This is a genomic window from Auritidibacter sp. NML120636, from assembly GCF_003185945.1.
Classification (GTDB): Bacteria; Actinomycetota; Actinomycetes; order Actinomycetales; family Micrococcaceae; genus Auritidibacter; species Auritidibacter ignavus.
Genome location: NZ_QHLO01000002.1, coordinates 137440 through 150518 on the forward strand (window position 1 = coordinate 137440; position 13079 = coordinate 150518).

General features: G+C 59.1%; 12 protein-coding genes and 1 pseudogene. 7 read left to right on the forward strand and 6 right to left on the reverse strand.

Annotated features, from left to right (window positions below; all coding sequences use genetic code 11):
- Positions 1-19 precede the first annotated feature (19 nt).
- A complete protein-coding gene (locus tag DCC25_RS02430) occupies positions 20-1567 on the reverse strand; it encodes a DUF349 domain-containing protein (RefSeq protein WP_233487858.1) in 1548 nt (515 codons plus the stop codon).
- 180 nt (positions 1568-1747) lie between these two features.
- Between DCC25_RS02430 and hisS the strand changes: the two genes are divergently transcribed.
- Positions 1748-3097, forward strand: coding sequence for a histidine--tRNA ligase (gene hisS / locus DCC25_RS02435; protein WP_110099682.1), 1350 nt, complete (start codon positions 1748-1750; stop codon positions 3095-3097).
- A gap of 122 nt (positions 3098-3219) precedes the next feature.
- The gene (gene aspS / locus DCC25_RS02440; RefSeq protein ID WP_110099681.1) at positions 3220-5025 is read left to right on the forward strand and encodes an aspartate--tRNA ligase; all 1806 of its coding nucleotides are present in this window, start codon (positions 3220-3222) and stop codon (positions 5023-5025) included.
- A 58-nt stretch (positions 5026-5083) separates the two neighbouring features.
- On the opposite strand, the pseudogene DCC25_RS02445 reads toward aspS, so the two are convergent.
- The 3 genes and pseudogenes from DCC25_RS02445 to DCC25_RS11725 form a co-directional block, all read right to left on the reverse strand.
- Positions 5084-6251: pseudogene (locus tag DCC25_RS02445) on the reverse strand (IS110 family transposase).
- A 231-nt stretch (positions 6252-6482) separates the two neighbouring features.
- Positions 6483-6851, reverse strand: coding sequence for a hypothetical protein (locus DCC25_RS02450; protein ID WP_110110310.1), 369 nt, complete (start codon positions 6849-6851; stop codon positions 6483-6485).
- Between the two features lie 147 nt (positions 6852-6998).
- Complete coding sequence (locus DCC25_RS11725; protein WP_255410742.1) at positions 6999-7121, reverse strand: hypothetical protein; 123 nt, start codon at positions 7119-7121, stop codon at positions 6999-7001.
- Between the two features lie 165 nt (positions 7122-7286).
- Here DCC25_RS11725 and DCC25_RS02455 point away from each other — a divergent pair, with 165 nt between their 5' ends.
- Positions 7287-8204: a hypothetical protein gene (locus DCC25_RS02455; RefSeq protein WP_110100485.1), complete on the forward strand. Its 918-nt coding sequence runs from the start codon at positions 7287-7289 to the stop codon at positions 8202-8204.
- On the opposite strand, the gene DCC25_RS02460 is transcribed toward DCC25_RS02455, so the two are convergent.
- A complete protein-coding gene (locus DCC25_RS02460; RefSeq protein WP_158278409.1) occupies positions 8151-8813 on the reverse strand; it encodes a TetR/AcrR family transcriptional regulator in 663 nt (220 codons plus the stop codon). The genes DCC25_RS02455 and DCC25_RS02460 overlap by 54 nt on opposite strands.
- A 99-nt stretch (positions 8814-8912) precedes the next feature.
- On the opposite strand from DCC25_RS02460, the gene DCC25_RS02465 reads away from it, so the two are divergent.
- The 4 genes from DCC25_RS02465 to DCC25_RS02480 are packed head-to-tail and all read left to right on the forward strand — an operon-like array spanning position 8913 to position 12061.
- Positions 8913-9851: an ABC transporter ATP-binding protein gene (locus tag DCC25_RS02465; protein WP_110100487.1), complete on the forward strand. Its 939-nt coding sequence runs from the start codon at positions 8913-8915 to the stop codon at positions 9849-9851.
- The gene (locus DCC25_RS02470; protein ID WP_110100488.1) at positions 9841-10620 is read left to right on the forward strand and encodes an ABC transporter permease; all 780 of its coding nucleotides are present in this window, start codon (positions 9841-9843) and stop codon (positions 10618-10620) included. The genes DCC25_RS02465 and DCC25_RS02470 overlap by 11 nt, the downstream gene beginning before the upstream one ends.
- Positions 10621-10622: 2 nt before the next feature.
- Complete coding sequence (locus tag DCC25_RS02475) at positions 10623-11357, forward strand: ABC transporter ATP-binding protein (RefSeq protein WP_110100489.1); 735 nt, start codon at positions 10623-10625, stop codon at positions 11355-11357.
- Positions 11354-12061: a hypothetical protein gene (locus DCC25_RS02480; protein WP_110100490.1), complete on the forward strand. Its 708-nt coding sequence runs from the start codon at positions 11354-11356 to the stop codon at positions 12059-12061. Before DCC25_RS02475 ends, DCC25_RS02480 begins: the two co-directional genes overlap by 4 nt.
- A 284-nt stretch (positions 12062-12345) precedes the next feature.
- Here the strand turns inward: DCC25_RS02480 and DCC25_RS02485 are convergent, their stop codons facing one another.
- Entirely contained in the window at positions 12346-12948 is a 603-nt protein-coding gene (locus DCC25_RS02485; RefSeq protein WP_233242780.1) for a hypothetical protein, read from the reverse strand.
- Between the last annotated feature and the right edge of the window lie 131 nt (positions 12949-13079).

Genomic DNA, 13079 nt, shown 5'->3' on the forward strand with positions numbered 1-13079 from the left:
GAGACGATCGATCGTGCAGTTACTCGGCCGAGGCTTGGACCGCTTGCAACCAAGCCCGGCGGGCGTCCAGTGCTTCTTGCTTCTCAGCAATCTTGCGTTCATCGCCGGCTTCTTGGGCTTGTGCCAATTCTGTCTCCAGTTGAGCGATGGTTTCTTCGAGCTGGGCCAGGGCAGAATTGGTGCGTGCCTTAGTTTCCGGGTTGGTTCGTGACCAGTGGTCATCCTCGATCTGTTGCAACGCGTCTTCAAGTTCGCGGAAGCCAGCATCCATGCGCGAGATATCCTTGCGCGGAACCTTTCCGGCCTCATCCCACCGAGTGCGTAGATCATTCATGGTAGCCCGGGCTTTCTCGACATCGGTAAAGGGCAGAAGGCTGCGACCTTCCTCCAGGATTTGTTCCTTGACCTGAAGATTCTGCTGGAATTCGCGATCGATCTCGTCGTGAGCGGCCTGACGAGCACCGAAGAACACGTCCTGAGCGGCGCGGAAACGAGCCCACAGCGCATCGTCTTCCTTGCGCGCCGCCCGCGGAGCTTTCTTCCACGCCGTCATCAGATCACGGTACTTCTGCGTGGTGCGAGCCCAATCCGTGGAATGCTGTAGCTCTTCAGCCTCACTGATCAGCTTCTCCTTGACCTTCTTGGCCTCAGCATTCTTGCTATCCAGTTCCGAGAAAAAGGCCCGGCGCGCCTTATCGAACCGATTCCGAGCCGAACGGAACCGCTTCCACAGTGCATCTTCGACGTCTTTGGATAACCGCGGGCCGGATTTCTGGAGTTCCCGCCAGCTCTCAAAGAGCTCCTTCATCCGGTTGGAGGTCTTCTTCCAGTGAATCTGTTGGGGATCTTGTGCAGCCAGTTCCTCGGCTTCGTTGACCACTGCTTCACGCTGCTGGCGCTGTTCTTCCAAGGCCTCGGCCCGGGCCTGCTTTTCCCGCTCGCGCCGATTCTCGAGGGCGGTGGAAAGCTGTGCAACCTTCTCCCGCAACGCTGACATATCACCGACCATGCCACGAGCCTCCACGGCATCGGCTAGAGGCTTCAGCGTCTTCGTCAGCTCGTTGGTGGCGGTATCGGTGGACAAGCGTTGCTCCAGCAGGAGCAACTGTGCCATCACGTCATCGTATTTGCGCACGAAGTAGGCCAGCGCTTGGTCTTCAGTGGCATCGGTGACCTGACCTACTTCGAGCCGGTCGTCACCATCGATCAAGAACACGGTGCCGTCCTCGGCGACATCAGCGAACGGGCGCGCCTGTGCCAGATCCGTGTGGAAGTCCGGCACGGCCGGAGCAACCGGAGTCTTCGGCGTCGCCGTGGCCGGTACTGTCAGCGGAGTCCCCGGTTTGGGAGCCAGAGCGCTGGGTTTGGGGGCCGGCGTCGGCTCGGGAGCCGATTCGGTAGCTACCGTGGATGCCAACACGTCCTGTTCCTGGGCCTCAGCGGCTTCCTGGACCTCAGTACCATCGGCGGACTGTTGGTCCACAGTCTGGCTTTCTGTCGCCGGGCTGGTCTGTTCGGCATCGGACGGGACGGGTTGTGGGTTGTCGGATTCTTGACCGTTAGTCACCGCTAAAACTCTCCTGGTATTGGCCGGGTGTGCCTGCCTCCATAAAATGGAGAATCGGCACACATGGTCACAAATAGCCTACCCCGATAGGCATAGAATGGCATGGTATTCAGTGAATCGATGCCGAAATGACATCCCAGCGGCATCACCGCAATCGACCCCTGGAGAACGCAACACACTATGGCACGGAAGAGCTCCCTCTCTGGCTTCAACGAATGGTTACCAGCTGAACGCATGGTGGAATTGCATGTGTTACAGACATTGACCGAGGTCTTCCGGCTCCATGGGTTCACCAATATTGAAACTCGTGCTGTGGAAACTCTCGGTACCCTGTTACGTAAGGGAGAGATCGACAAAGAGGTCTACGCGGTATCACGCTTGCAAGGTGATGAAGACCAAGCCAGCGACGACCCCAACCGCCTGGCCTTACATTTCGACCTCACCGTTCCCTTCGCCCGGTACGTCACCGAAAACGCCGGATATTTGCACTTCCCGTTCCGCCGCTACCAAATTCAGAAAGTCTGGCGGGGTGAACGCCCCCAAGAAGGTCGTGCCCGTGAATTCACCCAGGCCGATATCGATGTGGTCGGCGACGGTCAGCTGGGTTTCCGCTACGACATCGACGTCGCCCTCGTGATGGCCGAAGCTCTCAGTAAACTTCCCATTGGCGAGTTCACCATTCGGATTAATAATCGCAAACTCGCCGAAGGCTTTTACCGTGGGATTGGGTTGGACGACACTGAGGGCGTGTTGCGCAATATTGACAAGCTAGAAAAAATCGGTGCTGAGAAGGTTGCCGAAGCGCTGCAGGATGAAGTTGGGGCCACCGCTCAACAGGCCGAACAAGCCCTGGCCTTGGCCCAGATTCGCACCGAAGACACCGGATTCGTTGATCAAGTTCGTGCTCTCGGCGTGGAACACGAACTGCTGGAGGAAGGTCTGACCGAGCTGGCCGAGGTCATCGATCAGCTCCACCGCCGGGTTCCGGGCACCGCCGTGGCGGACTTATCCATTGCCCGTGGTTTGGACTACTACACCGGTACGGTGTATGAAACCGTGCTGGTCGGTCACGAACAACTCGGGTCAATTTGCTCTGGTGGTCGCTACGACTCGCTGGCCACCAAAGGCAAGCGCAGTTTCCCCGGTGTGGGGCTATCCATCGGCGTGACTCGCCTGGTGATGCGTATCCTGTCGCAGACCATGGCCGAAGCCTCGCGCTCGGTACCCAGCTGTGTGCTGGTGGCGCTGACCCACGATCAGGACTGGGACACCGCACTGGATACCGCTCAACAGTTGCGTGAGCGTGGCATTAGCACCGAGGTCGCGGTCTCGGCCGAGAAATTCGGTAAGCAGATCAAATACGCCGATAAGCGGGGCATCCCCTTCGTGTGGTTCTCCTCGGTCGCTGAGGATGGCAGCGTCTCCCACGAGGTGAAAGATCTTCGCTCCGGGGAACAAGTCCCAGCTGATCCCACCACCTGGATGCCACCGGCCGACGACCTGGACCCTCAGGTACGAGCCACACGTTAGGGGCCAGCGCGCCTCCAGGCCACAGGCTCCAGGCACGAGACAGAGCCGGTAGAATACAAAGCTGATCGTGTCCACGAGCATCAGATAGACAAACCACAACACGTTTAAGGGGTCGTTGCACTGTGTTGCGCACTCATCAGCTTGGCGAGCTCACCGCCGAGAACATCGGAGAAACCGTCACCGTGGCAGGCTGGGTGGCCCGCCGGCGCGATCACGGAGGGGTAGCCTTCGTCGATCTGCGTGATGTCTCGGGGCTGGGCCAGATCGTCATCCACGATGAGGCAGATTTCGATCACCTGCGCAACGAATACGTCCTGCAGGTTACCGCCGAGGTCCGACGTCGCCCCGAAGGCAACGAGAATCCGAACATCACTTCCGGGGACGTCGAGCTGTTTGCCTCGGAGGTCACTGTACTCAATGCCGCCGCCCCGTTGCCCTTCCAGATCGATGAGCACGTCGAAGTCGGGGAAGAAGCCCGCCTGCGCTACCGGTACCTGGATCTGCGTCGCCCGGAGCCGGCCCGGATTATCCGCCTACGCTCGGAGGTCAACCGGGTGGCACGCACGTTGCTGGCCGAGGAAGGATTCCATGAGGTCGAAACCCCAACCCTGACCCGCTCCACTCCAGAAGGCGCTCGCGACTTCTTGGTTCCGGCCCGGCTAGCACCGGGCTCGTGGTATGCGCTACCGCAGTCCCCGCAACTGTTCAAGCAGCTTTTGCAAGTGGGCGGTATTGAACGCTACTACCAGATCGCCCGTTGCTACCGCGACGAGGACTTCCGCGCCGACCGTCAGCCAGAGTTCACCCAGCTGGATATTGAGGCATCGTTCGTAGAAGAAGACGACGTGATCGAGTTAGCCGAAAAAATCATTGCCCAGCTATGGTCGCTGATCGGGGTGGAACTGTCGGCCCCATTTCCGCGGATGACCTACGCGGAGGCCATGGCCTCATACGGGACGGACAAGCCGGATTTGCGCTTTGGCTTGGAACTGACCGAGCTGACCGAGTACTTCGCTAACACCCCTTTCCGGGTGTTCCAGAACGACTACGTCGGCGCTGTGGTGATGCCCGGTGGCGCTTCCCAGCCGCGTCGCACCCTGGACGCCTGGCAAGAATGGGCCAAGCAACGCGGTGCCAAGGGGTTGGCCTACGTGCTGATTCAGGATGACGGTGAGCTAACCGGCCCGGTCGCGAAGAATATTTCCGAAGACGAAAAGGCCGGGCTGGCTGATGCCACCGGCGCCCAGCCCGGGGACTGCATCTTCTTCGCAGCCGGCAAGCCCACCGAGTCCCGTGCGCTACTGGGGGCAGCTCGGGTGGAAATCGGTCACCGCACCGGTTTGATTAAGCACCCCTCCGAAATCGCCGCAACCGACCAAGACTGGGCATTCGTCTGGGTTGTGGATGCTCCGATGTTCGAACCCGCTGACGAAGCGGTGGCCGCCGGAGATGTGGCCGTTGGGTCCGGCGCCTGGACAGCGGTCCACCATGCCTTCACCTCGCCCAAACCGGAGTTTTTGGACACTTTCGACACCGACCCGGGCTCGGCATTGGCCTATGCCTACGACATTGTCTGCAATGGCAATGAAATTGGTGGTGGCTCGATTCGTATCCACAATCCCGAGGTTCAGCAACGTGCCTTTAACGTCATGGGCATTACCGATGAAGAAGCCCGGGAGAAGTTCGGGTTCTTGCTGGATGCTTTCCAATACGGGGCACCCCCGCACGGCGGAATTGCCTTCGGGTGGGACCGGATCGTGGCCCTGCTGGCCGGAACCGACTCAATCCGTGAGGTGATCGCCTTCCCGAAGACCGGTAACGGTTTCGACCCGCTCACCCAGGCTCCGGCGCCGATCACCGCTCAGCAGCGCAAGGAAGCTGGCGTGGATGCCAAACCGGAGCCCACGACATCCGAGAAGTCAGAATAATCTGACCACCTGTGCAGAGTGCTGGAACGGGATCTGGGGGGTGCTTCTATCGTTTTCGTCAAGCCGCTGGTGTTAGTTGGGCTGGTCGCGATTCGTAGAAGGTGCCGTTTCTGAGTATGGCGAATAGGATGTCAGTTCTTCGACGGGCTAGGGCGATGAGGGTTTGGTTGTGACGTTTGGTTTCGGCGCGTTTTTATCATAGTAGGCGCGCGAAGCGGGGTCGTCTTTGATCGAGGCAAAAGCAAACAAAAACAGCGCCCGTTTGAGGACTTTGTGGCCACGTCTGCAGGGCGCTTGGCCGCGGGTCGAAGTCCCCGATTGGCCAGTGACGGGTGCGATGCCAGCATACGCGGCCAGGTCTGCTGCGGATTTAAAGTCTTTGCCCACCACTTCGGTGAGGATGCGTGCTGGTGTCCTGATCCCTACGCCGGGCATGGATGTCAGGAAGTCGGTAAGTCGCTACGCATCAACTACTGACAGGATCTCAGTTTCGATGTCGAGTCGTTGTTGGGTGAGCTGCTGAAGTTGGGTAGCCAAGCGCCCGATAATATGTTCAGCGACTCTGGTTCCTTTCACGACGGTGGTTTGTTCGGTGAGTGCTGCCAAGATCTCGTCGCTGAGTCGAATCGGGATACGGGGCGCGAGTTTGTTCAGCCTGGTTCTGACATGACCACGCCCAGCCCGTTGGAGGGCTGCTGGGGTGGGATACCGGCCCAGCAGATCCACCACCGCTGGATGAGCGAGTCGAGGTCCTAGTACTGTCTCCAGCGAGGGATGGATCTGGGTCAGCAGGTCTGGCAAGCGATTGCGCACCTGGGTCAGTTGTGCGGCAGTTCGGCAAGGTGCTGTTCAGCTACAGCCATACCGCGTAGCGTATGGGGCATGGTGCCTGCTGTTTCAGCGATAATGTCGGCGTCTCGAGCATCCGTTCTGGCCTGGCCCGGATGCAAATCGGCTACCCGGCGCATGGTTAATCCAGGCACATACGGCATCTGAATCCCACGCTGTTGCGCAACGGCAATCACCAATGTGCCGATAGTCTTGGGCTGATCCACGACCACCCACGGCTTAGCGTGTTGGGCCACAAGATCTTTCAGCAGTTCCTGAATCCTCGGTTCAGATGGTGGCAGTGATTTGTCATGTACCACCGTGCCATCGGGTGTGACAGTGGTGGCATGATGGTCGGTCTGGCCGATGTCGATGCCACGAAACAGGTGGAGTTTTATCGGCCAGTTTCTGTGGTTCAGTCCAGTACACGACCAGGTCACCGATGGTTCCTGCGTTCACATCCACGTTACACAGTGCCACCATGATCACAGCGTGCTTGTAGTAGCGATCCGAACGAACCAGACCGGTTCCGGTGACAACACCCCTGGATCATCAATGACTGGGGGCAAACATCATGCCGGAACCACCCGGTAACCTACACCGCACATCCTGCCGGAAAACAGCGACACCTAAAAAGTAACGAGGCGTCGTTGGTTGACGCTGAGGTGCCAGGCTGGCAGAAGGTCCTGCTGCCCGGTGGTCCAGTTCTTCGAGCGGGATTTCACCTGTATCAGGCCGTTGAGCCTGGCCCGGCGTTCCACGAGCTGCCAGATGATGGTCGTGGTGTTGGTCTGCGGGGCGGAGATCGTGAACTCGGTGATCTCCAACTCGCGTAACTCGTCTAGTAGGGTGGGGACTTCATGGTCGAAGACCTCGCGGGTGAGATCGACTAGTTCGTTGCCTGCTTCCAGGGTGTCCTTATAGCCCGAGACAATCGCCATCAGATTCTTCTCCTGGCGAGTCTCGATTTGCTCATCAAGTGCTCCGATTGTGCGCATCGTATCCATCCTTTGTTCTTGGCGTGTATTCGGTCATGTCTATACAGCCATAGGTGCGTGCACATATCTAGCCATAAAATCTCTCGTCAGGCACTGTTTTTCCGAGATATACAGCACTTGTGCCGCCAGGTTTTCTGGGTGCTGGTTTTATGCGCAGGCTTTCACCGGTGGGGTGCGCCAGGCCGCATCCCCGGTCAGGTTCGCCAGCAGGGTGCGCCACAGCGCTTTGTCCTCAGGCCCAATGAAACCGAGGAAAGCAGGAAACATCACATCGTGTAATAATCATTCCCTTCTGCAGGTGGAAGTGAACTTTGAGGATGGCTCGGCTTTCGCACATCCATCGTGGCCACGCCTTCCAGACGACTGCCCAACGTGTGGCACTGGCGATCCCGCCACCTGGGAAGTCTTCGGCCACTATCTCCAGCAGATCTGACAATGGCCGAACCGACAGAGCAGGCCATACGTCTGAAGCCAGTCCGGGGGCGGAAGCTCCGCGACGGCATGTGGGTGGTCGTCGCCGACGGCTCGGAACCGCTTGTAGTCAGCGAGCCCGTCGCACACGCACTCCGAGCACAGGACGATCATGCCTCCATCATCGCCCCGCTAGCCGCCACGTTGTCAGATGCGGGATTCATGTGCGACTTCTCTGAGGAGGTCCGGCAACCTCCTGCCGCGCCCGTTAGTGGGAGGTGGAAGGTCGCGCGTGCGACGCTGTGGGTGGCCGGAGTAGCGCTCTGCCCCTCCGCAATCGTGCTCCTGCTCCAAGGCGGCATTCCCACCGGCGCGGACGTCATCTCCGCAGGCTCGCATCCGCTGCTCGTGATTGCCGTGGCGCTCGCCGTAGCGATCACCACGGCCGTGCCGCATGAGCTTGCGCACATCGGCTTCGGGCGCAGGTTCGTGCGCCCAGGAGGTACCGTGCGAATGCGCGTACTTCAGGCGGCCGCCACCACCAATCTCACGCACGTCTGGGCGTGGCCATTGTCACCACGTCTATCAGCGGTTGCTGCAGGCGTGGTAGTCGACTTCGCATTCCTAACGACGGCGCTTGCCTGGCGTGCCCTGACAGGCTCGTGGATCGCGACCGTCGCCGTTGCAGTGATGGTCGTGCGCCTCGTGTGGCAGTTCAGATTCCATCGAAATTGCGATGGTCGTCACATGGCAAAGATGTTGCTCGATGCCCCCACGATCGACACCGTCACTAGGAAGTTACTCACGGCCCGGCTCTGGACATCTGCACCCATAACGCCTTGGCTATGGCTTGCGTTGGTGGCAGTTGGCGCATTGGCTGAGCTCGCCCTACTGGCGATCTGGCTCGTGCCCGCCATTCTGCGGCTGTTGGGAGTACTCTGACTCCGTACTTGCGTCGTAGAGCGTGTGGGCGAGCGAGAGCACAGCCGTCTTGTACAGCTCGGGCTTGACGTTGTCCGGATCGAACAGCCCCAGAGCGGATAATCCTAGATCGAGCGCCGTCAGGATGCGGAACTGATCTCCAACCGGGATGCGAGCGAAGGTGCTATCGGATGGGATCGGCGACTCCGCAATTGAGATATCGTCGGCAGGCGAGATGAACTCCAGAAACCGTGCGGTCAACTGCTCGTCCCGCAGGGCGTAGGGAATGAAGTCAAACAGTAGGCGGACATAGCTGGAGCGATCACCGCTCCTGGCTGTCAGTATCCAAGCATCGCACCAAGCCTCTAGGCGCTCGCGGTCGTCAGTAGCGCGATCAAGGATCGCGTGGAAGTCCTGAGCTTCCTGCGAGAGTGTCTGACGATACCGGATTACCTCCAGGATCAAATCACCCTTGTTACGGAAGTTTGAATAGACCGCCCCCTTAGTTAGACCGGCTTCTAAGGCCACATCATCAAGAGAAGCACCCTCCACGCCACGCGCAGCGAAGATACGCTCACCCGCCTCAAGCAATAGCACTCTGTTGCGTTGCCGTTGCTGAACGCGTGTCATCCGAACCATAAACTCCATTCTATTAGACAGCACCCCCGGCACACCCCGGAGGTCGCGTCACCATTGATTCACATTGCAGATACCAATAGTATGTGAAATATGTTAAGCTCGACCCCTCCCAGCCAACCACTCCTGCTGGAGGCGATCACCAAGACGTTCCAGCGAGGAGCTGTCGCGGCGAATGACGCCATCAGTCTCACGTTCCACCCCGGAGAGCTGATCGCGCTCATCGGACACAACGGGGCAGGCAAGACTACCCTTCTCAACCAAATCGTCGGCACGGCCAAGCCTACCTCCGGCGATATCCGCTACGGCACAGAATCGCTCGCGAAAAACCCGGATCTGGCTCGGCGCATCGCCTCGATGATGCCGCAGATGCACGCTCCTCTAACTGGAGTCACACCCCGCCAGGCGATCACATCCATCGGCAGACTGCGGGGCCTTTCGGCGAGAGATGCACGCTGCGAGGCCAGCGCTCTCATAAACGAGCTCGACATCACACCGTGGCAGAATGTCGGAGGTGAAAAATTGTCTGGCGGACTGCGCCGCCTGACCTCATACGCGATGGCCGTGATCGCGCCTCCACCTGTCCTGCTCATCGACGAGCCAACCAACGATGTCGACCCGACGCGACGTCCCCTGATCTGGCGGAACCTGCGCCAACTCGCTAACGCGGGACACATTATCATCGTCGTCACTCATAATCTGCTCGAAGTGCAACGGACCGCCGACCGCTACGTACTGCTTCAGAACGGCCAGGTGCTGATTGACAGCACCCCGAGGCAGCTATCGCAGCAGGCGCAAACAACCAGCCTCAGCGTTTCCGTCCGATCCCGCGCCGACCTCACAAAGACCCCATCAGCCTCGCGGGTTCATCCAATCGACGACGGGCAACTTCGACTCGACCTCGAACCCAAGCATATTCCCGGCGCCGTGGCTTGGGTCCTCGAACAGGTTGAGGCCGGAAACGTAGACAGTTACGTGCTCGCACCGGCATCCCTGGAATCGCTGTATGAAGGGATCACTAATGTCCGTTAATAACGCGTCTACTCAGACCGTTAGGTTGCCTCGCAAACTCGGGTGGTTCCGTAGCTGGACCGGTCTCGTGCGTTGGAGCTTGCTCCGCCATAAATATCTACTCCCTGTTTTCACTGCGGTCCAGGCACTGTTTGCCGTCGCGGTCATATACGGCCTGGCCTTACTCATCCCCGACATCGATAGCGAAGCTGCCCGCTATCTGTCCTCCGGTGCCTGGACCCTCGGCATCATTGCGGTCGGATGCGTCCTCGCTCCGCAAATCACAGGCTCTTCGAAGCAGGAAGGCCTCCTCGACTACCAACGGACACTCCCGGTTCCCCGCTCGGCGATTCTCCTCGCCGATGCTGCGGTTTGGAGCCTTGCAGCCCTTCCCGGAATCGCGGTCGGCATGCTCGCAGCGGCCTTCCGATTCGGGGTTGACATCCAGGTCGATGCGCTCACCGTCGCCGCCGTGCTCGGCGCGCAGTTCACGATGGTGAGCATCGGGTATGCCATCGCGTTCTGGCTGCCCCTCAACGCCACGTCCCTAGTAACGCAGATCATCATGATCGGCGGTCTGTTGTTCACTCCGATCACATTCCCAGCCGAGCGCCTTCCGGAATGGGCGGTCACAATGCATCAGTTCCTTCCGTTCGCGCCAATCGGTAATCTCATCCGAGAGGCCACTTTCCGTGCCGGTGACCCCCAACTGCTGAACCTCGTCGCTGCGGTTAGTTGGGCTGTTGCCGCCTACACCGTGGCCTATTTGGCCCTCCGGAAAAGGAGCTGACCATGACAAACACCACTCCGACGCTCGAACTCACCGGTGTCATGAAATCGATCGATGGCCGGGACATCCTCACCGGGTGCAGCATCACGCTTCACCCCGGTGAGATCTGCGCCATCATCGGACCGAACGGGGCTGGGAAAACCACTCTCTTCAAACTGATCGCAGGCCTGGCCTTCCCTTCCTCGGGCGCCATTGTCGTGACCGGACGGATGCTTGATTGCGACTCGCGCGATGCACTCCTGGCGCGAATCGGTACGAGCATCGAAGCACCAGAGTTCCGAAACGGTGCCACCGCCGAGCAAGTTCTCCAGCTACACTTCGATCTTCTCGGCCTAATCGATCACCGGCCAATCGACGAGCTGCTCGCACTGGTCGGCCTCACTGCGGCCGCCAGATCGCCTGTCGCCTCGTTCTCACTCGGCATGAAACAGCGTCTCGCTATAGCTCGAGCGATCAGTCATCGGCCCACCCTGCTAATCCTCGACGAGCCCGCGAACGGCCTTGACCCGACTGGCATTTCTGACCTGCGTGACCTGATCACCAGACTGGCCGCAGAAGGCGTGACGGTGCTCATGTCTAGCCACGTACTCACCGAGATTGAACAAACGGCACACACCGTTGCTGTACTCACAGATGGGCGCCTTGGAGCAAAGCAGGATTTGACCAGCATCCTGGACAGGAACGATGGCAGTCTCGAAGAGTTCTACAGATCAAGCATTGCGGAGGCAGGACGATGAACCACTTCCTTCGACTCGAGCTATCCCGATACGTGCGGGTCATTCCGCGCTTCGGAGCAACAGTAGCCTGCTCAACACTAATGGGACTGTACTTCTTTACTTTCGTCGGTCGGTTCGACGACAGCTCCGACAGCGCGATGCTACGAGAACCTGCCGCTGTAATTACGCTTGCACTCACCGTCGCTTTCTGTGTCGTCGTCATTTACGGGACGGTTGTCTACCAGCGTTTCATTGTCTCGGATTACATTGGCAACCGACGGATCCAGCTGTACTCATACCCCGGCGGGCGTAGCCCTCTTTTCCTCGCTAAGAACACCGCTTATGCTCTCGCCATCGGAGGCAGCGCGGCGGTCGGCTTCGTGCTCAGTACAGCAGTTTTCTTGACTTTTGAGTCGTTCATACCCGTGTCCGATGCGCATGTGACTGCGCGAACTTGGTCCGCGACGCTCACTATGGTTGCCTGCATCACTCTGCTCACACTGAGTGCTATCACGATCGCCGGGTTCATCGGCGTGCGCCGTAGGTCAACTGTGTCGAGCATCGTCACCGCTGTGATTCTCATCGTTCTATTTGGAAACGCCGTTGCCATGTCATTGAACGCTCCACCGTGGGTTCCATGGACGGCAACGGTAGGAAGTATGGCTCTTGCGCTAAGCTTGCTTGCAGTTCAGAATCTCGCAATCCAACAAGATGAGGTGCTCTGACGCAGGGATAGTCAAATCGGATGCCGTGGAATACGCTCAATTACACGGCCACCATCACCGGCGACGACCGCGCGCAAGGGGTAGCGATAGCCTCTGCCTTCTGACATGACCCGCACCGAGACCGTCATACCGGACAGGGGAACGGGTTGACGTGAGTGCGTGTAGGTGCTTGGTCATAGAGGAGCGTCATGCCCTCTGAATAGTGCCTCGTAATCAGAGATTGTGTTACAGCGTGATTGGTGTGGAGGTGACCGAGGTTGAGGCGATTATGAGAAGTTGGTCACTTAGTCTTTCCTATAGAAGGCGCACTCGTAGCCATCTGCGGCCAGTGGTAATCCCTTGGACCAAGCTGGGGTGGTGGGCAGAGGTGGCAGATGTCTCCAACGGTCGTATCTGCGGTTTTCGATGACGATTTTGTCGTGGATGTGCATCACGATCTCGTGCCCTGTAGCCTCGACATGGTGCATGGCGTGGGTGAGCGGGTCGCGGGCGATGGCTTGGACGATGTTCTCGATGAGTTTCCCGCCACAGGTCTTGAGCTTGCCCCGCTTGCGGCCCTTGGTGATGCCGTCATAGATGATGGCGGTGCCGCCGAACCGGTTCTCACTCAACCGTGGCCGCGCATAGGCCAGTTGCCTCCCTGAGGGTAGGTGGGTGAACAGCCAGTGTTCGACGGCGAACGTCAGCGGACCAATCTTGACAGGCTGGCTAGTGCTGATTGCCTCGATGGCGGCGGCGTTGACATCAGTCCAGAGTTGGACGATGTTGGGGTTGGCGTCCCGCCACGCATCCACCAACGGTTGCAGCTCGGACTCGGCCAGGCCCATGCGCAAGGCTCCCATAGCTTTCAGCGCACCAACACCGCCTTGATAACCACAGGCGAGCACTGCGATCTTTCCTTTTTGGCGCAGCTCACTGTTGGCTCCGTGTTTGTCGACGGGGACACCGAATATGCGGGAGGCGGTTTCTCAGTAGAGCTCCTTGCCCTCAGGAACGCTTCGACTGTGGTGGATTCTCC